This is a genomic window from Psychrobacter sp., from assembly GCF_041554015.1.
Lineage (GTDB): Bacteria > Pseudomonadota > Gammaproteobacteria > Pseudomonadales > Moraxellaceae > Psychrobacter.
Window position 1 is genome coordinate 1 of the sequence record NZ_JBFFMS010000035.1, and the last position, 18286, is coordinate 18286.

Genomic DNA, 18286 nt, shown 5'->3' on the forward strand with positions numbered 1-18286 from the left:
GATGGGTTTGAGGTGATGGTTTATACCTCAGACGACCCTATCGTCGCTCAAGAATTAGAGAGCATGGGCTGCGTGGCGATTATGCCACTTGGTAGCCTGATTGGCTCTGGTCTTGGTTTGCTCAATCGTCATACGCTAAGCTTGATTATTGAAAATGCCAAAGTACCGGTATTGGTTGATGCGGGTGTCGGTACGGCTTCTGATGCTGCGATTGCTATGGAGCTTGGCTGTGATGGCGTACTGATGAACTCAGCGATTGCCAATGCGCAAAACCCCGTTATGATGGCTCATGCCATGAAGCATGCAGTCTGGGCAGGTCGTCAGGCTTTCTTGGCAGGTCGTATGCCCATGCGCAAAATGGCGGCTGCCAGCTCACCGCAAACCGGGTACTTTTTTCAATAGCTTGTAAATTTTATGACATTGATTCAATCTAAAAGCAGTTAGTAAAAAGTCCGCTGTAAAATAATAAAAATAGAAGTAACCCTTACTCACCTTATCATCATAAAAGGATTTATTATGCGGCTTCTCACAGCAGTCGACCAGTTGTTTTTACTTCTTGAGTCGCGTAAACAGCCCATGCATGTTGGAGGTCTATTCCTATTTGAGTTGCCAGAGAACTCAGATAGCGATTTTGTGTGCCAACTGGTTAAACAGATGCAAGATTCTGATGTGCCGCCCACCTTTCCTTTTAATCAAGTGCTTGAGCATTTGGTATTTTGGAAAAAGGACAAACATTTTGATGTTGAACATCACTTGCATCATGTTGCTCTACCAAAGCCTGCACGGGTTCGCGAACTATTGATGTATGTGTCAAGAGAGCATGGTCGGCTGCTGGATCGTGCTATGCCGCTGTGGGAGTGTCACGTTATCGAAGGTATTCAACCAGAAAGTGACGGCAGCCCCGAGCGTTTTGCCCTATATTTCAAGATTCATCATTCGTTGGTCGATGGTATCGCTGCCATGCGCCTGGTCAAAAAATCCTTATCACAAACGCCCAATGAGCCGGTAACGCTACCGATTTGGTCATTAATGGCACGCCATCGCAATCAACTCGATGCCATTTTACCCAAAGAGCGCTCGGCATTACGCATTATTAAAGAGCAAATATCTACCATTAGACCTGTGTTTACCGAACTGCTGGATAATTTAAAACATTATGGCGATGACAGTTATGTCGGCACCTTTGATGCACCAATGAGTGTGCTGAATAAACGCATCTCAGCATCACGGCGTATAGCTGCACAGTCTTATGATATACATCGCTTTAACGATATTGCTGAGCGGCTACATATCAGCAAAAATGATGTGGTGCTGGCGGTATGCGCAGGAGCCATTCGTCGTTATCTCATAGCCATGGATGCCTTGCCTAGCAAACCACTTATTGCTTTTGTACCGATGTCGCTACGGACAGATGACAGCGTATCAGGCAATCAATTATCTTTTGTACTGGCCAATCTGGGCACGCATTTAGATGATCCTTTGAGCCGCATCAAACTGATTCACAACAGTATGAATAACGGCAAACGCCGCTTTCGACGCATGAATCAAGCTCAGGTAATTAATTACAGTGTGATTGCCTATGCCTGGCAAGGGATCAACTTAGCGACCAGTTTATTTCCCAAAAAGCAGGCGTTTAATCTGATTATCTCTAATGTACCTGGTTCTGAAAAGCCGCTATATTGGAATGGTGCGCGTTTGCAATCGCTGTATCCTGCGTCCATTGTGTTCAATGGTCAAGCAATGAATATTACCCTGGCAAGCTATCTAGATAAGATCGAATTTGGGATTACGGCTTGTAGTAAAGCATTACCGCATGTGCAAGAAATGCTGACCCTTATCGAAGAAGAGTTACAGCTGTTAGAAACCACCAGTAAAGAACTTAAGTTTCAAGGCATTACAGTTGAAGATAAAGGCGGCTATAAAAAAGGTAAACATAAAATAAAAAAGCTGGCGCCATAACGGCACCAGCTTTTTAGTATTCAGTTGTCTTAATCATGACACGTAAATGGCACTTAAAATGCGTCACCCCATGATGGGACAACCACTTGCATCAATGGCTTGAGCAGTTTTACATTACAAGCAAAGATAGAGCCTGACGTCATCGAGTTGTGAGCGCCTGTATGATCAACGACCACGCCACGTGCTTCAGTAACAATCAGCTCACCTGCGGCGATATCCCAAGGCTTGATCGACATCTCAAAATAGCCATCAAAACGACCAGCAGCCACATAACATAAATCAAGGGCAGCTGAGCCTAAACGACGAACTTGACCGCCTGCTTCTGAGATTTTTTGTAGGCTTTCATAATGCTGCTTGGCATATGAGATGACTTCGCCATTGCGTTTACGCTCAAGCGGATGACCGGTAGTAAATAAGCCACCGTCAATGGTTTTGCGCTCGCTCACTTGCATGCGGCGATTGTTCAAGCGCGCGCCTTTACCACGGCTTGCAGAGAACATCTCATCACGAACAGGATCATAGATCACACCATGCTGAGTCACGCCTTTATGCTGTACAGCGATAGATACACAGAACTGCGGTACGCCATGGACAAAGTTTTTGGTGCCATCTAAGGGATCGATAATCCAGCACCAATCTGCATCTTCACCGCGACCTTCTTGCATACCAAACTCTTCACCCAAATACGAGTGATTTGGATAGCTGGCTTTTAGCGTCTCAATCGTCAGCTCTTCGCTAAAGCGATCAATACGAGTAACAAGACCATCTAGTCCTTTTGACTCGATATCTAGCTCAATTTTATGACGGTTTTGATGCGCGTACAAAATCTCTTTACCGACTTTTTCAGCAGCACGCGCTGCGATGACGACCATGGGTTCCATAGAATAACCTACTTGTTTGATAAATGAATATGACTAGATAACTATTAATTAATGGATAAGCAACTATCAATAGATGCTTGTTAATAAAGAAAGTATATAAAGTAAGGGCTACTGATAGCACCGACACTACCTAATAAAATCAATGAAAAATAAAGCCACATAGCAAACCACAATATATGGTTGCTATTGGTCGCACCGCTCAAGTTGTCAAATAGTTCACACCTGCGGCAAGCAGGCGATATGTTGGCACAAAAATATAGGCTTTCTTTTTTACCCAGCTATTTTATCAACTTTTTGCCAACTAGGGTTATTTATTATTTTTAAAATGTAGCAGACAGCGGCTGCCTCGTTTTTCAAACGTTGAAATAAATATCCTAAGATAGCAACCGCTGTAGTTGACTGACCACACCTGCCACGTCTAAACCACAATCTGCCAGCTGCTCTGCTTGAGAGCCGTGCGCCACAAAGCGATCAGGAATACCGATGTTGCAGATCGCTGGACGATGGGCTTTAAAGGCAGCCGACTCATTTAATAAATATTCATTGACCGCACTACCCGCGCCGCCCATGATCATATGCTCTTCTAGCGTTGCGATATGAGTGATACCTTGCTCAAGTAAGGTTTCAAGCAAGTTGGTATCTAAAGGTTTCACCCAGCGCATATTGACCACCTGCAGCTGACAGTTTGCTGTCAATTCCGACTGATTCGTCATAAATTCTGCCGTTTGCTGAGCGGTCTCGACCATAGTACCGAATGCCAATAATGCCAATTTTTTGGGCGCATTGTCTGCCCCAAATACCGACTCTATAACGGCTTTACCGATCTCATAAGTTTGAGCGGGCTGTGTAATAGCAGCACCAGTACCAACACCGCGCGGATAGCGCACTGCGGTACAGCCTTGATGTTCGTAACAAGTATTGAGCAGATGATAGCATTCGTTTTCATTTTTTGGTGCGGCAATCAGCATATTGGGCACGCAGCGTAAAAAAGCAAAATCAAATACGCCCGCATGGGTTGCGCCATCTTCACCAACTAGGCCAGCGCGATCAATAGCAAACATCACATCTAGATTTTGCAACGCCACATCATGTATCAGCTGATCATAGCCGCGCTGTAAAAACGTTGAATAAATCGCCACAATCGGCTTCACGCCTTGGGTTGCCATACCAGCCGCTAGCGTCACAGCGTGTTGCTCAGCAATCGCCACATCAAAGAAGCGCTCTGGGAATTGACGAGCAAACTCAATCATCCCCGAGCCTTCTTCCATCGCCGGAGTGATAGCGAGCAGCTTATTGTCCTTTTGCGCTTTATCACATAAAAACTGCCCAAATACTTGTGAGTACTTTAAAGAAGCCTTAGCGGCTATGTTCTCAGTTTTGGGTTCGCTGTCTTCAGTAGGTAAGCTACTAATAGCGTGATAGCCGACTGGATCTAGTTCAGCGGGCGCAAAGCCTTTACCTTTAGTGGTATAAATATGAATTAAAACTGGGCCTTTAACCTGCTTAGCACGCGACAAGACGCGCAGCAGCTCAGGAATACTATGACCATCAAACGGACCAAAGTAAGTAAAACCAATCGCCTTAAATAGATTGTCTTCTAGCTGCGGTACTTCACGCTGCTCTTTGTGGCGCTTACGTCGATCAAAAGCCTGCATATCAGGACGCTGACATAAGATTGGCTCGCCTGCATCAGAAATATCGACCTGATACCCCGACTCCCACAGCATCGCCAAATGCCGCGAGAATCCACCAATCGAGCAGGATATCGACATATCATTGTCATTTAGAATTACCATCAAATCAGCGTCTTGTTGCACCGCGTCATTCATTGCTTCAAACGCCATGCCACCTGTCATCGCCCCATCACCGATAATACAAGCAACCGTTTGCACGCGCCCTTGAGAACGTAGCGCTAAACTCATGCCCAAACCGGCGGATATAGACGTTGAAGAGTGTCCAACACCAAAGGTATCGTAGACAGATTCAGCCCGTTCTGGAAAAGCGGTTAAGCCCGCTTTAGAGCGAATAGTTCCCAACTGCTCACGGCGACCCGTCAGTACTTTATGGGCATACGCTTGATGGCCCACATCCCAAACGATCTGATCGTGCGGGGTGTCCAGCAAATGATGCAGCACAATCGTCAATTCAATCACGCCCAAATTGGCACCGAAATGACCACCGCTTTGACCGGCTGAATACAAGACAAACAGCCTCAGCTCATCCGCTAATGTAATCAGATCAGCACGGCTAAAAGCTTTGAGATCAGCAGGGCTGTCGACTCTATCGAGTAAGGGTGTATGTGGGCGCTCACGTGGGATTACTGCATACGTCTGTTGCAGGTTTGATAGCGGCACAGCAGAATCAACAGCTGACGCAGATAATGACTGAGACTGTGGGGAATGAGGTGACTGCTGCATAAAACGTACGATACCTACCAATCTGCTGACCAGATGCTACCTTAGACAAGGTTTAGCAATGGTCTAAGTGGCGTTAATAATAGTGATGTCATCATCCATGTGATTGATCATGCAGTTAATGACATCGACTATACAATTAGTGATACAGCTTTTATCGCTGCAAGTAACCCAAAACATGCTATCTCATACCAGACAATAACGTGCAATTATAAGCCTAAAGACCGCTTGCACAGCTGTCTTAAAGATTATAACAATGGCTATTATGCCTTATTATTTTGCATCCATATCGGACGTTAGTGACGACATAGTAATGTAAGGGCAAAGACTTGTCACTGTATCCGTCAAAATAGTATGGCATAATAGCATTTATTTTTAATTGTCGCTTTAATCATCGTGCGCCGTCTGTGAACTTTGTGTGTTTTTATAATTTGTGTGTTTTATGATAAATCTAATGATCATACTATTATTTTACCCACTTGCTACCTTACAATAACTTAGCAATTCTTATAAAGCCATGTCAGACAGTTAGCGCCACGATGATCAGCTTATGCAGGGCATTAATGTCATATCAATTTATTACTAGCGCCAAATTGCCTACTCGTCACGGCGAGTTTGATATTCATATCTTTGAAAACGATGAGGGTCAAGAGCATGTGATGCTGACGGTGGGTCTGCCTGTGGTAGATCAAACGGATATTGCTGACAGCTTGCGCGCGCCTGATGCTCTTTTAGAGCAACAAGATGCTACTTTAGCAGAACGCCCTGTCCCTCTGATACGTATCCACTCTGAGTGTTTGACCGGCGATGCTTTTAGCTCCTTAAAATGTGATTGCGGACCACAGCTCAATACCGCTATGCAGGCGATACAAGAAACTGGCTGCGGGGCAATTTTGTATCTGCGTCAAGAAGGGCGCGGCATCGGTCTGACCAATAAAATTCGCGCTTATGCCCTGCAAGATCAAGGTCACGACACCTTGGATGCCAATCTTATGTTAGGGCTACCGGCTGATGCGCGTATCTATGATATGTGCGGAGCCATGCTTGCCCATGTCGGCGTAGATGCGGTGCGCCTTATCACCAACAATCCTAATAAAGTTGCCTACCTAACCGAACATGGTATCGATGTCGTTGAGCGCGTGCCCTTACTTGTTGGGGTGAATGATATGAATGCTGAGTATCTTGCGACCAAGCGCGACCGGATGGGGCATCTACTAGACACAGATTTTAATACCTCCTTACACCTTAATAAATAGCAAATAATCAGATATTTTATGAGTATCCCAAAGATAGATAACAATATCAAAGTGTCAGCGACCGATGCGACAATGCCAAGTCATCATGACATTATGCGTGTGCGTGAATTTTTAGTCGACTTGCAAGCGCGTATCTGCCAAGCATTAGAAGCTCAAGAGCAGGATGGCTGCAATGATACACAAAAAGCCGCTACCTTTGTTCCTGATGATTGGGAACGCCCTGAAGGCGGCGGTGGTCGCTCATGTGTGTTAGCAGATGGTCAGGTGATAGAAAAAGCCGGCGTGATGTTTAGTCATATACACGTCCAAAACCTGCCTGCCTCAGCTACGGCGCGTCATCCTGACATAGCTGGTCGCAAAGCACAGGCGATGGGTGTATCTCTTGTTGTACACCCCAAAAACCCTCACGTTCCCACTAGTCATGCCAATGTGCGCTTATTTATTGCTGAAGCAGAAGGCAAAGACCCTATTTGGTGGTTTGGGGGCGGTTTTGACTTAACGCCATTTTATCCTGTGCTTGCTGACTGCGTGCATTGGCATCAAGTCTGTCATGACCTCTGCGCGCCTTTTGGCGACAACATTTATCCCGATTTTAAGCAGTGGTGCGATGAGTATTTCCACTTGCGTCATCGTGATGAGCAGCGCGGTATTGGCGGCTTGTTTTATGATGACGTCAATACTGAAAGTCGCGGCTGGGATTTTGAAACCTGTTTTAAGCTCATGCAAGCGGTTGGTAATGGCTACCTTGAAGGTATCCTACCTATTTTTGAGCAGCGTAAAAATGCGCCTTATACCGAAGCAGAGCGTGAATTTCAGCTGTATCGCCGTGGCCGCTATGTTGAATACAACCTTGTCTATGACCGCGGTACTCTCTTCGGTCTACAAAGTAATGGGCGTATCGAATCTATCTTAGTCAGTATGCCGCCGCTTGCTAGCTGGCACTATCGCTTTGAGCCAGCTCAGGGTACGCCTGAATTCGAATTGACTGACTTTTATCTAAAACCACGTGATTGGTTGACTTTATAGTCTCAATTGGCATAATAACTCAGTAATATCTATAAATTTTGATAGAAAACATTTTATTGTTAAAAAAGGTCAGTCAAACAAACTGACCTTTTTTATTTTAAATAAACCCCTCTTTTAAATAAACAATATTTTCTAGAAGAGCACTTTATAAATTTATAGCAATGACTGTTTGATACTTATTTTCCTATCTATTACCCCTATTTTACAAAAACTCACGGTTTCGCCCTATGCTACTCAAGGCTGTTGTTGTTTAATATAGGCTAGTCAGTATTTTAGAAAGCTAATACTTTAGAGAGCCCACAAATAAGACATATTAAAAATATCAAATAATATTTATTTTAATAGTAGCCAATTAATCAGGTGACGAGCATATTGATGCGCCGCCACCTTTTTATTAGCCACATAAAAAGGAGCACGACTTATGACTCAGGTAACGAATCAAAAATCATTAAAATCTATTTTTGCTATGACTTTGATGGCAGCAACTTTAGGGTTAGCTGCTTGTAGTACGCCGGTGGACCCTGATGTTAAAGCCCGTCAGGACATCATGAAAAACTATGGTGATGCGATGAAGGTAATGGGCGGTATGGCAAAAGAGCCGGACACCTTTGATGCGGCAGTGTTTAAAGAGCAGGCAGCATTTTTAGCAGAAGAGTCAAAAAATCCTTGGAGCCATTTTAATAATAAAGATGCCGCTGGTAATGCCAAAGAAACAGTTTGGTCCAATGTTGATGGTTTTAAAGCAGAAGCGGATAATTTCCAAAAGGTCACGGCAGAGCTAAACGCTGCTGCACAAACCGCCACTAGCATTGACGATGTGATGCCCGCTTTTGCACCTGTAGGTGACAGCTGCAAATCATGCCATACAGATTTTCAAGTCAAAAAAGACTGAGTCATAATCCTTTAGCCATAAAAAAGCCACCTTATCATGTAATAAGGTGGCTTTTTTAGTCACTGAGCTGATGAACCCGTTAATTCATCAAGCTGTTCATTCATCGAATTGTTAAGCCATCAAATCCGCTTGTACGATTTCAATCCAATAGCCGTCGACGTCTTTGATAAAGACAATATTTTTCATACTGCCTTCATCTGGGCGTTTTTTGAATTCGACATTGTTTTTATCAAACCAAGCAACCGCTGCATTTAAATCGGGCACGCTAAAACAGATATGTCCAAACCCTTGCGGCTCTTGGTTGCCATCATGATAGCTGAAGTCCGCTTTGGTCTCAGTGCCATAGTTGTGAGTCAACTCCAAAATACCACGTTGACGGAAAGCAAAAATCTCTAAATCATTGCCCGATGGCAAGTTTTCACGCTCGCTCTCGGTAAGCTTGGCTAAAAAATATAAATCAAAGCCCATCGCTGGAAATTTTTTGACCGCCAGTAACGTCATACCCAACACACCGGTGTAAAACGCCAAGGATGTTGCAGGGTCTTTGACACGTAGCATCGTATGGTTAAAAGTATAGCCTGTAGTCTGTGCTGAGATAGGCTGCACGCCCTCAACCTTTACGCTGCTATCAGGTTGCTCTTGCACTGAATGATCATCATTAAAAGTATCTGTATTACTCATGGTTACTCCTATATGTAAATATTCTAAATCGCGACTGTCATCAATCTTACGATCAGTCTGTCTAGGATACTCTTTAAGTATCCTAAAATTCAGTAGCTTAAAATTAACTAGCCTAAAATCAGGCATCCAAAAACTGTACTTTGCCGGTCTCCAAGTCATATTCAGCACCAACGATCAATAGCTGACCACTACGGGTTAAGTCCTCTAACGCACGCGAGCCGTGTTTTAATTGGCTGACTGACATACGGACATTGGCGCTGATAGAGCGATCAACCAACTCGTCTGCATCCACATCTTGACCGTTGGCGGTTGCAAGTTCATGCAAGTTATAGACACTTGGGCGGATGCGGTCGACGATAGATTGTAGGTTTGGCGAGTAGTTTTGCTCAGGATTGATCAGCGCTTCAACGCAGGCAGTAACTGCACCGCACTGTGAATGACCAAGGACCACGACCAGTTTGGTATTAAACTTCTCGGCCGCAAATTCTACCGACCCAATTTGTGATGGGGCAACCACATTGCCTGCCACGCGTATAACAAATAAATCACCCAAACCTTGATCAAAGACGATCTCAACGGGCACCCGTGCGTCCGAGCAACCCAAAATAATCGCTAAAGGGTCTTGATCCTTGATTAATTCTGGACGCCTTTGCATACAGGGATCGGCGTTGGTCAAGCTGTCGACATAGCGTATATTGCCTTGTTTAAGAAGCTCCAGTGCTTCTTGACCTGTTTTAGGGCGTGTATCGTTAGGCATAAAAAATCCTTGATAATTTAACTGGTTAACATAATAAATCGCTCTATAACCATCCTGTCATAGAGTCTAGGTCTTCGATATCGGTTGGCGCTTTGGGCAAACCTTACTTAAATCTTTACGTCTGCAAATCATTTTATATTTGTCATCCGTAGTTCAATTGTATAGGAATATAGTCAAAACAATGATAAAAATTATTTAATTTAAGGGCGCTTATTGAGTCTATTTAAGACAGTATAAAGTCATCTTTAATCATCATTGTCTTTAATCCCCAATTCAAAAACACGATAACGTGCAATCAACCAATAACGAACTTGCGCTAACTTGTCGCGAAGGTTTGTTATAATAGCCTGCGACCAGCCGCCGTTTAAACTCATGGCTTTGACATAGCAAGCCATCGTATTTAACACATACAGCATTTAGACTAACACTGATATTTTAGTATTTATGTCGGTAATTTAGGAACTCTTATGACCGAATCACATTTATCTACGCCTACTGCTTCTGCATTGTCGAACGCTGATAATGTGTTGCTGCAACTGACAGGTCTAAAAAAAACCTATGACCATACCGAGGTGCTGACAGACATCAATCTTGATATCAAGCATGGTGAATTTATTACTTTGCTTGGTCCATCAGGCTGTGGAAAAACCACTTTACTGCGACTAATTGCCGGGTTTGAGCAGCCAAATGCTGGGGCGATTTATCTCGATGGCGTACAGATGGCAGGCTTGTCCGCTGATAAGCGGCCGGTCAATACCGTGTTTCAGCAATATGCGCTATTCCCCCATATGACAGTGGCGCAAAACGTCGCTTATGGACTTAAACTCAAAAAAGTTCCGAAAGCTGAGATTCAAACGCGAGTACGTGAGATGCTGGCGATGGTGCAACTTGAGCACCTTGCCAATCGCAAACCACAGGATTTATCTGGCGGTCAGCAGCAGCGGGTGGCGATTGCACGAGCGGTGATCAATCGTCCTAAATTACTGTTACTTGATGAGCCATTATCAGCGCTCGACCATAAACTGCGTTTGCAAATGCAATCAGAGCTGAAACGTCTGCAACGGGAGCTTGGTATTACTTTTGTCTTTGTGACCCACGATCAAGAAGAAGCGCTGTCGATGTCAGACCGTATTGCGGTGATGAAAGACGGCAAGTTTCAGCAAATTGGTACGCCGATTGAGATTTATGAAACTCCTGCCAATTTATTTACGGCAAAATTCATCGGTGAGACCAATTTATTTAAGGCAGAAGTCAAAGGCGTGTATCCTGAGCAGCCTGATCGTGATGGTCGCGTGACCAATGGGCGGATTGAGGTCGAAGTCTGCGAAGCACAAGCGCAAGAGGGTCCGACCACGTTGCGTAATCTGCGCCGCCCTGACTTTGCTAATGACGTGCAAGTTGGCGATATCGTCAATTTATTGCTACGACCAGAAGATTTGCGTATTTATGATCCCAATGATAAAGAGCATGGCGGCTTACTGGGGCAGGTAATTGAAAGTAACTATAAAGGCAGTACCTTAGATTCAATTATTGAGCTGAATAACGGACATATTATTAAAGCCTCAGAGTTTTTTGATGAAGACGACCCAAGCTTTGACTATAAGCTTAATGAGGGTGTCAAAGTATCGTGGGTCGATGGCTGGGAATGGGTATTGCCAGAAGAAGATATGCTTGATAGCGATAGAGATAATGGCTTGAATAATGGCATTGGCAAGTTAGCTGCCCAAAAGGATATTCACTAATGGCACCTACTGGCACAAGTAATAAAAGTCCTTTTCGTACCGCAACGCTATGGCTGATTTGGGGTTGGCTGCTTATCTTTGCGCTATTGCCAAATATACTGGTAATAGCGGTCAGCTTTTTGACCCGTGACAGCACCGCTTTTATTAGTTTGCCGGTCACTATCGACAGCTACGTGCGCATGATTGACCCGCTTTATTTCGATGTCTTTGTGCATTCATTATGGATGGCTGGCATCACTACCCTCATTTGCTTATTACTTGGTTATCCTTTTGCGTGGTTTGTCTCTCGAGTCAGCAAGCGTTGGCAGCCACTATTGATGCTAATGCTAATACTGCCATTTTGGACCAACTCTTTGGTACGGACTTATGCACTAAAACTATTATTTGCCAGTAATGGTTTGATTAATAAGTCCTTATTAGCAATCGGCATTATCGACGCGCCGATTGATATTTTATATACCCAAGGGGCGGTCATTGCCGGTTTAACCTATTTATTATTTCCTTTTATGGTGCTGCCGCTATATGCAGTATTTAGCGACCTACGCAATGATATGCTGCTTGCCTCGCAAGATTTGGGCGCTTCAAAACCACAGACCTTTTGGCATGTGGTACTCCCTTTGACCACACCGGGGATTATCTCAGGGGTGCTGTTGGTACTACTGCCAGCGATGGGTATGTTCTATGTTGCTGATATTTTGGGCGGCTCACGAAATTTACTGGTTGGTAATATTATTAAAAACCAGTTTTTAGATGCCCGTGATTGGCCATTTGGTGCCGCCGCCAGTGTGCTATTGACCATTGCCATGGCGGTATTATTACTTGCTTATCGCGCCAGTAGCCGCCGTATTGGCAAGACTGATTTTAGCGAGGTGGTTTAATGTCTGGTCACTTATCCGATCGCTCACCTATAAAAACCAAACACGCTAGCAAGCGACCTATCAAGTTATCTAGTATCGGCAGTATCGCTGCTAACGGTTACCTTGGTCTGATTTATATCTTACTTTATTTGCCCATTATCGTCTTGGTGGTGATGTCCTTTAATAAATCAAAAATCGGCTATAACTGGGGCGGTTTTAGTTTAAAGTGGTACGAGTCGCTACTTAACAATCAGGCGATGCTTGATGCTTTTTGGCATTCTATTGTCTTAGGCTTGGTTGCTGCGACAGTATCAACCATCATCGGTACATTAACGGCGCTTGCACTACATCGCTATGACTTTCGCGGTAAAGGTTTATTAAATGGACTGCTATTTGTGCTGATGATGTCGCCTGAGATTGTGCTAGCGATATCGCTATTGGTACTGTTTTTATTAATTGGGCTGCAGCTCGGTTTTGTCTCGCTGCTACTAGCGCATATTACTTTTTGCTTGCCGTTTGTCGTTATTACTGTCTTTGCGCGCTTAAGTAGCTTAGATGAGCGCTTGATGGAAGCGGCGCGCGATTTGGGCGCTAGCGAATCAACGATGGTGCGTACGGTTTTGATTCCAGTCATTTTCCCAGCGGTGATGGCAGGCTGGCTGCTTGCCTTTACCTTATCGCTCGATGATGTGGTGGTATCGACCTTTGTCACCGGCCCCAGCTATGAGATATTGCCGCTACGTATCTATTCTATGGTGCGCGTGGGACTTAAACCTGAGGTCAATGCGATTGGCACAATTTTACTGGTTGCTTCATTAATTTTGGTGGTTATCTCGCAATGGCTGTTGCGTCGGCGCTGATGTTAAATTTTACCTTAGTAACAGATTTAACATCATTAGATAAAAAGCTTTAACGATTTTTTCAGACGCAATTTCTTATTTTTTAACGTAAGTGGTTAGGTTATTTTATGCTAGAGCTCCGTCATCTTAATACACTAACTGCGCTGCGAGCACATGGCTCATTGGCCGCTGCTGCCGATGAGCTGCATGTTACCGCCTCTGCGGTCTCCCATCAGTTAAAAGAGTTAGAGAATTACTACGATATCAGTTTGGTCAACCGGCGCACGCGTCCGCTGACTTTTACGCCAGCGGGTAAAACGGTATTGGCGCTGGCAGACAGTATCATGCCGCAGGTCACGCGCACCAAAGCAAACTTAAAACGCTTAGCCCATGGTCAAGCGGGCAGATTGCGCTTAGCCTCTGAATGTCATAGCTGCTTTGATTGGCTGATGCCGATACTTAATCATTATCGCCGTGAATGGTCAGATGTCGAGCTGGATTTTGCTACTGGTTTTGAGCCTGAGCCACATCATTTGTTGATGGAAAGCGATATCGATTTATTGATTACCACTAGCAACTTACCGATAGAAGGCATCAGCTATCAGCCATTATTTGAGTATGAAAGCCGCCTAGTGCTGTCGCCTACCCACGACTTAGCTGAGCAGACATTTATACGCGCCCAAGACTTAGTCGATGAAACCTTGATTGCCTATCCGGTGGAGGCTAAGCGTCTCGATATCATTGCCAATTTTATGACGCCAGAGCAGGTCAGCTTTAAAAGTATGCGTACCACCGAGCTGACTGCGATGCTTATTCAATTGGTTGCTAGTGAGCGCGGGGTGGCGGCATTACCCGATTGGGTAGTAAGCGAGTATGAGAGAAAAGGTTGGGTGGTTTCGCGCCCGTTAGGGACTGGGGTCTACTGTCAGCTCTATGCGGCAACGCGCACCGCAAGCCAAGATACCGCTTATATGCAAGGGTTCGCCAGTTTATTAGAAGGGATTGTAAAACCTGTCTAGAGATAATTAGCACTAAAAAAAGAGCCCTATTAAAAAATTAATATGGCTCTTTTTTAATATGTCATTTTTATTATAAAACCAACTTAAAGAAGTAAAATCCAAGCGCGGTTGCCAACAATGTCAGCCCTACGTGTAGCCCAATCAGACCTAAGCCCGCCAGCAACCGCCCTTGATGGATAAAGGTAAATACTTCCGCGCTAAAGGTACTAAAAGTTGTCAGCCCGCCCAAAAAACCGGTAATCACAAACAACCTAATATTGGGAGACAAACCGCTGCCCATACGCTCAAACCATACCAATGCTAGCCCTATCAATAGTCCACCTAAGACATTAGCGCCAAGCGTCCCAAGGGGTATCCAGTGGTGCAGCGGATTAAAACGTGCCAGCCAGCCTCGCAGGCAAGCACCAATAGCAGCACCTAGTCCAATCGCAAGCCACTGCATAAGCCATCCTTGAGTAAGATAAAGTTTAATAAACTGGCTATAAGCAACTTGATAGCGCTTATAGCATTTATACAGCAGGTAACTCGGTCATCGGCCAACGTGGTACGCAGCTGACAGCCAAATCATCTGCTTGCCCCGCTTGCAAACGCTCGTAACCTGCATAAGCAATCATCGCCCCATTATCGGTACATAAAGCAGGCGGTGCGTAATGAACGGTTGCATTGATTTTAGCAAGCTCGCGCTCTAATGTCTTACGCAAATGGCTATTGGCACTGACGCCGCCTGCGATGACCAAGCGGCTCATCTCGACTTGTTTAAGGGCTTTGACGCATTTTTTCACCAGCGTATCAACGACGGCATGCTGGAAACTGGCGGCAATATCGGCGCGTACTTGCGGATCATTATCAGAGCCATCTGTGTCCTTGATAAGATTGTGCACGGCCGTTTTCATACCGCTAAAGGAAAAATCTAAACCCCGATGCAGCATTGGGCGCGGTAAATCATAGGCGCTAATGTCACCTGTTTCTGCTAATTTCGCGATATTTGGACCACCAGGGTACGGCAGACTAAGCATTTTCGCAGCTTTATCAAAACACTCACCCGCCGCATCATCAATGGATTCGCCAAGTATTTCGTACTGCCCGATACCGTGGGCGGCAATCAGCAACGTATGACCACCAGAAACCAGTAATGACACAAACGGAAATGCTGGCGGGTTGGCGCCCATCAAAGGGGCTAATAAATGCCCTTCCATATGATGAACGCCAATCGCCGGCACATCCAAGCCATAAGCGAGGCTACGCCCAAATAAGGCTCCCGTCATCAGCGCGCCGATAAGCCCAGGACCTTTGGTATAAGCAATGGCATCAATCTCATCTTTAGTAATGTTGCACTGCTCTAGCAGTTCATTAAATAAAGGCACTAATTTACGAATATGGTCGCGACTGGCAAGCTCGGGCACCACACCGCCATAAAGGGCGTGCAGCTCTATTTGCGAATACAATACTTGCCCTAGCAGACCTTTATTGTCACTATTTATCTGCTCGCTATCAAAAATCGCCAGACCTGTCTCATCGCAAGAGGTTTCTAATCCCAATACTTTCATCTATGTGCCTTTATATTTTGCCTTATAGCGTGAATAAAAAACCGCCACTGTAAGCTTACAATGGCGGTCAGTTTAGCAAATTTCAATCAATACTATTTAACTTGCGGCAGCAACCATATAATCAACAGCCGCATGAACTTGCGCTTCACTGACATCAGCGCTTGCCTGCGCCGGCATTTTATTAAATCCCTTAGCAGAATGCATATGTAGCGTATCGATACCTTTGGCAATACGTGGTGCCCACGCTTCTTTATTACCAAATACTGGTGCGGCTAACAGACCCTTTTCATGGCAAACCTTACACTGCTTCTCATACAATGCAGCACCTGCATCAGCTGCCAATACTTCGGGTTTAGTAGCTTCAGTACTGACCTCTTCTGATTCTACTACTGACACTTCAGCTATTTCTGACTTAGCGACAGGCGCAGCTTCAGTGGACGCTTTTGGCTCTACAATTGGTTCTACAACCGCCGTTTCGGTTTCATTAATCGCCGCAGGTTCAACAGTAGCAGTGCTCTCACCATCGCTACATGCGCTAAGTGTTAGTAGCGCACTAAGAATGAGACCAGACAACGCCGCTTTCACAACTGATTTTTTCTTTATTACAGAGTGCTTAACTGTCATGGCTATCTCCTTATCTATAAATGGTCAATAACACCGCTCATTATTACATACTGCCTTTATCCAAGATTAGTTGGTTGCAGGCTCAGTAGCCACTGCATCTGTCGCAGGCATATCGGTACCATTGCCAGTATCAGCCGTATCGGTAGTCGCTACAGAAGTATCAGCCGTATCAGTGCTTGCGGTTACATCAGTGGCTGCTCCCTCTGCTGTCGCTGCGCCTTCTTCAGTACTTGTTGTGGCATCTGTTGCCGCGTCAGCTGCTGGCGTTGGCGCTGCTGCTGGGAAATCCATCTTTTCTGCTGCAGGGGCATTCGCGCGCGCAATCTCTGCGGCCTCATCAACACGATCGACCGCTAAAATATGACCTGACTCCTCACCTTCTTTTTCACCACTACAAGCACTAACAGCAAAACCAAGCGCGACGATAAATGCGCTGCTTAGCGCCGTATTGAGTACTGACTTTTTCATGCAAACATCCTTAATAAAGTGCCCATACAACGATTGATATTATGCAAATTATCATAGCATAAAATCCATCTAAACCGTTATAGACGGTAGGGGTTTTATTTATACCAATACTATTTGGTCAATAAATAAAGCTATCCATTTTTATAACACCCCTTTAGGTATCGATGACGACCGTCTATTATTGCGGGCAGCGACTTGCAAGTTGATGATAGTGATAGATTAATAAGTAAAAGCCTTTGACTTTACTACTATTTTTTAGTAAAATAAGCGCCCTTGTGCTATTGCGCAGGATTGTCCTAGTTTGAGCTGATGCCAGTAATCTTGAGATATTACGGCTAAATACTACTCTACAGCCAAGCTAATGCCCTTATATCTCATCCTAATCAAGGAGTCTTCATGCCTGCAGTTAAGGTTAAAGAAAACGAACCAGTTGATATCGCTATCCGTCGTTTCAAACGTGCTTGTGAAAAAGCTGGCGTATTGTCAGATGTACGTAAGCGTGAATTTTATGAAAAACCAACGCAAGTACGCAAGCGCAAAAAAGCTGCTGCAGTAAAGCGTTATAAAAAGAAATTACAACGCGAAACTATTCGTACCACTCGTATGTACTAATCGATAAGTCGATTAGCTAAGTACCAGCGCTACACTAACGCCACTGATATCGATTGATATCAGTGGCGTTTTTTATGCTACAATTTTTTATTATTACTGCTGTCATATGCTCATAAGATTTCTATTATATAGCTTATAAGCACTAGCAGATTTTTATATAAACACGTCATCCCTACTTATAAGGAATAATAACAATGAGCGAGCTTAAACAGACATTAACTGACACCATCAAAGTCTCTATGAAGGCGCGTGAGCTTGAGCGTGTCAAAGTACTTCGTAACGTACAAGCGGTTATCAAGCAAATCGAGATCGATCGCCAAATAGAGCTTGATGATGCGCAAGTTTTGGAGATATTACAAAAGCAGCTCAAACAGCGTCATGAATCACTGACTATTTTTACCGAAAACGGTCGCGATGATTTGGCCGCCAAAGAGCAGTTTGAGATTGATATTATCAATGAATATATGCCAAAACAGATGGATGATGCTGAGCTTAGCGCTTTGGTCAACGCAGAAATCGCTGAGCAAGGCGCAACATCAATGCGCGATATGGGTAGCGTGATGGGTATACTAAAGGCAAAAACTGCAGGTCGTGCGGATCCTGCGCTCATCTCAAAGCTGGTTAAAGATGCGCTGCAAGGTTAATCGCTACGTCATATCGATAAAATGAGCGCTGTTTTTATCTTTATAACAGCTAATCATCAAACAACCGC

At 44.6% G+C, this 18286-nt stretch carries 19 protein-coding genes and 1 pseudogene; 11 read left to right on the forward strand and 9 right to left on the reverse strand.

Features of this window, described 5'->3' with window-relative positions:
* Positions 1–402, forward strand: a pseudogene (locus ABYU67_RS09340) (thiazole synthase); the annotation flags it as partial.
* Positions 403–516: 114 nt separating this feature from the next.
* Positions 517–1959 carry a wax ester/triacylglycerol synthase family O-acyltransferase gene (locus tag ABYU67_RS09345; RefSeq protein WP_372844730.1) on the forward strand — a complete coding sequence of 481 codons (1443 nt, stop codon included), beginning with the start codon at positions 517–519 and terminating at the stop codon, positions 1957–1959.
* 53 nt (positions 1960–2012) lie between these two features.
* Here ABYU67_RS09345 and ABYU67_RS09350 read toward each other — a convergent pair whose 3' ends face one another.
* The gene (locus tag ABYU67_RS09350) at positions 2013–2840 is read right to left on the reverse strand and encodes an inositol monophosphatase family protein (RefSeq protein ID WP_372844731.1); all 828 of its coding nucleotides are present in this window, start codon (positions 2838–2840) and stop codon (positions 2013–2015) included.
* A gap of 374 nt (positions 2841–3214) precedes the next feature.
* Positions 3215–5257: a 1-deoxy-D-xylulose-5-phosphate synthase gene (gene dxs, locus ABYU67_RS09355; protein ID WP_372844732.1), complete on the reverse strand. Its 2043-nt coding sequence runs from the start codon at positions 5255–5257 to the stop codon at positions 3215–3217.
* A 560-nt stretch (positions 5258–5817) separates the two neighbouring features.
* Here dxs and ribA point away from each other — a divergent pair.
* The 3 genes from ribA to ABYU67_RS09370 all read left to right on the forward strand — a co-directional run bounded on the left by ribA (position 5818) and on the right by ABYU67_RS09370 (position 8428).
* Positions 5818–6510, forward strand: a complete 693-nt coding sequence (gene ribA, locus ABYU67_RS09360) for a GTP cyclohydrolase II (protein WP_372844733.1) — start codon at positions 5818–5820, stop codon at positions 6508–6510.
* Between the two features lie 72 nt (positions 6511–6582).
* Positions 6583–7536 (forward strand): oxygen-dependent coproporphyrinogen oxidase, encoded by a 954-nt coding sequence (hemF, locus tag ABYU67_RS09365; protein ID WP_372844756.1) that lies wholly within the window; start codon positions 6583–6585, stop codon positions 7534–7536.
* A gap of 421 nt (positions 7537–7957) precedes the next feature.
* Complete coding sequence (locus ABYU67_RS09370; protein WP_372844734.1) at positions 7958–8428, forward strand: cytochrome c; 471 nt, start codon at positions 7958–7960, stop codon at positions 8426–8428.
* A 111-nt stretch (positions 8429–8539) separates the two neighbouring features.
* Here ABYU67_RS09370 and gloA read toward each other — a convergent pair whose 3' ends face one another.
* The 3 genes from gloA to ABYU67_RS09385 form a co-directional block, all read right to left on the reverse strand.
* Positions 8540–9109, reverse strand: coding sequence for a lactoylglutathione lyase (gene gloA, locus ABYU67_RS09375; protein ID WP_372844735.1), 570 nt, complete (start codon positions 9107–9109; stop codon positions 8540–8542).
* 118 nt (positions 9110–9227) lie between these two features.
* Entirely contained in the window at positions 9228–9866 is a 639-nt protein-coding gene (locus ABYU67_RS09380) for a carbonic anhydrase (RefSeq protein ID WP_372844736.1), read from the reverse strand.
* A gap of 245 nt (positions 9867–10111) precedes the next feature.
* On the reverse strand, positions 10112–10273 hold the full coding sequence (locus tag ABYU67_RS09385) for a hypothetical protein (protein WP_372844737.1): 162 nt from the start codon (positions 10271–10273) through the stop codon (positions 10112–10114).
* Positions 10274–10333: 60 nt separating this feature from the next.
* Between ABYU67_RS09385 and potA the strand changes: the two genes are divergently transcribed.
* From potA to ABYU67_RS09405, 4 genes are all read left to right on the forward strand, one after another.
* Positions 10334–11608, forward strand: coding sequence for a spermidine/putrescine ABC transporter ATP-binding protein PotA (potA, locus tag ABYU67_RS09390; RefSeq protein ID WP_372844738.1), 1275 nt, complete (start codon positions 10334–10336; stop codon positions 11606–11608).
* Complete coding sequence (gene potB / locus ABYU67_RS09395; protein WP_372844739.1) at positions 11608–12486, forward strand: spermidine/putrescine ABC transporter permease PotB; 879 nt, start codon at positions 11608–11610, stop codon at positions 12484–12486. Before potA ends, potB begins: the two co-directional genes overlap by 1 nt.
* Positions 12486–13325, forward strand: coding sequence for a spermidine/putrescine ABC transporter permease PotC (gene potC / locus ABYU67_RS09400; RefSeq protein ID WP_372844740.1), 840 nt, complete (start codon positions 12486–12488; stop codon positions 13323–13325). The genes potB and potC overlap by 1 nt, the downstream gene beginning before the upstream one ends.
* Positions 13326–13432: 107 nt before the next feature.
* Positions 13433–14323 (forward strand): LysR family transcriptional regulator, encoded by an 891-nt coding sequence (locus ABYU67_RS09405; RefSeq protein ID WP_372844741.1) that lies wholly within the window; start codon positions 13433–13435, stop codon positions 14321–14323.
* A gap of 70 nt (positions 14324–14393) precedes the next feature.
* Here ABYU67_RS09405 and ABYU67_RS09410 read toward each other — a convergent pair whose 3' ends face one another.
* The 4 genes from ABYU67_RS09410 to ABYU67_RS09425 form a co-directional block, all read right to left on the reverse strand.
* Positions 14394–14765, reverse strand: coding sequence for a CrcB family protein (locus ABYU67_RS09410; RefSeq protein WP_372844742.1), 372 nt, complete (start codon positions 14763–14765; stop codon positions 14394–14396).
* 67 nt (positions 14766–14832) lie between these two features.
* Positions 14833–15870, reverse strand: coding sequence for a tRNA (adenosine(37)-N6)-threonylcarbamoyltransferase complex transferase subunit TsaD (gene tsaD, locus ABYU67_RS09415; RefSeq protein ID WP_372844743.1), 1038 nt, complete (start codon positions 15868–15870; stop codon positions 14833–14835).
* A 96-nt stretch (positions 15871–15966) separates the two neighbouring features.
* On the reverse strand, positions 15967–16494 hold the full coding sequence (locus ABYU67_RS09420; RefSeq protein WP_372844744.1) for a cytochrome c5 family protein: 528 nt from the start codon (positions 16492–16494) through the stop codon (positions 15967–15969).
* Between the two features lie 66 nt (positions 16495–16560).
* Positions 16561–16962, reverse strand: a complete 402-nt coding sequence (locus ABYU67_RS09425; RefSeq protein WP_372844745.1) for a hypothetical protein — start codon at positions 16960–16962, stop codon at positions 16561–16563.
* Between the two features lie 396 nt (positions 16963–17358).
* Here ABYU67_RS09425 and rpsU point away from each other — a divergent pair, with 396 nt between their 5' ends.
* Together rpsU and ABYU67_RS09435 are read left to right on the forward strand one after the other, a co-directional pair.
* Positions 17359–17574, forward strand: coding sequence for a 30S ribosomal protein S21 (rpsU, locus tag ABYU67_RS09430; RefSeq protein WP_010195908.1), 216 nt, complete (start codon positions 17359–17361; stop codon positions 17572–17574).
* A 194-nt stretch (positions 17575–17768) separates the two neighbouring features.
* A complete protein-coding gene (locus ABYU67_RS09435) occupies positions 17769–18218 on the forward strand; it encodes a GatB/YqeY domain-containing protein (protein WP_372844746.1) in 450 nt (149 codons plus the stop codon).
* Positions 18219–18286: the final 68 nt, after the last annotated feature.

Bases quoted from the DNA above. Each gene is read 5' to 3' on its own strand.
- ABYU67_RS09345 (WP_372844730.1), top strand. From the start codon at position 517: ATGCGGCTTCTCACAGCAGTCGACCAGTTGTTTTTACTTCTTGAGTCG.
- ABYU67_RS09350 (WP_372844731.1), bottom strand. From the start codon at position 2,840: ATGGAACCCATGGTCGTCATCGCAGCGCGTGCTGCTGAAAAAGTCGGT.
- dxs (WP_372844732.1), bottom strand. From the start codon at position 5,257: ATGCAGCAGTCACCTCATTCCCCACAGTCTCAGTCATTATCTGCGTCA.
- ribA (WP_372844733.1), top strand. From the start codon at position 5,818: ATGTCATATCAATTTATTACTAGCGCCAAATTGCCTACTCGTCACGGC.
- hemF (WP_372844756.1), top strand. From the start codon at position 6,583: ATGCCAAGTCATCATGACATTATGCGTGTGCGTGAATTTTTAGTCGAC.
- ABYU67_RS09370 (WP_372844734.1), top strand. From the start codon at position 7,958: ATGACTCAGGTAACGAATCAAAAATCATTAAAATCTATTTTTGCTATG.
- gloA (WP_372844735.1), bottom strand. From the start codon at position 9,109: ATGAGTAATACAGATACTTTTAATGATGATCATTCAGTGCAAGAGCAA.
- ABYU67_RS09380 (WP_372844736.1), bottom strand. From the start codon at position 9,866: ATGCCTAACGATACACGCCCTAAAACAGGTCAAGAAGCACTGGAGCTT.
- potA (WP_372844738.1), top strand. From the start codon at position 10,334: ATGACCGAATCACATTTATCTACGCCTACTGCTTCTGCATTGTCGAAC.
- potB (WP_372844739.1), top strand. From the start codon at position 11,608: ATGGCACCTACTGGCACAAGTAATAAAAGTCCTTTTCGTACCGCAACG.
- potC (WP_372844740.1), top strand. From the start codon at position 12,486: ATGTCTGGTCACTTATCCGATCGCTCACCTATAAAAACCAAACACGCT.
- ABYU67_RS09405 (WP_372844741.1), top strand. From the start codon at position 13,433: ATGCTAGAGCTCCGTCATCTTAATACACTAACTGCGCTGCGAGCACAT.
- ABYU67_RS09410 (WP_372844742.1), bottom strand. From the start codon at position 14,765: ATGCAGTGGCTTGCGATTGGACTAGGTGCTGCTATTGGTGCTTGCCTG.
- tsaD (WP_372844743.1), bottom strand. From the start codon at position 15,870: ATGAAAGTATTGGGATTAGAAACCTCTTGCGATGAGACAGGTCTGGCG.
- ABYU67_RS09420 (WP_372844744.1), bottom strand. From the start codon at position 16,494: ATGACAGTTAAGCACTCTGTAATAAAGAAAAAATCAGTTGTGAAAGCG.
- ABYU67_RS09425 (WP_372844745.1), bottom strand. From the start codon at position 16,962: ATGAAAAAGTCAGTACTCAATACGGCGCTAAGCAGCGCATTTATCGTC.
- rpsU (WP_010195908.1), top strand. From the start codon at position 17,359: ATGCCTGCAGTTAAGGTTAAAGAAAACGAACCAGTTGATATCGCTATC.
- ABYU67_RS09435 (WP_372844746.1), top strand. From the start codon at position 17,769: ATGAGCGAGCTTAAACAGACATTAACTGACACCATCAAAGTCTCTATG.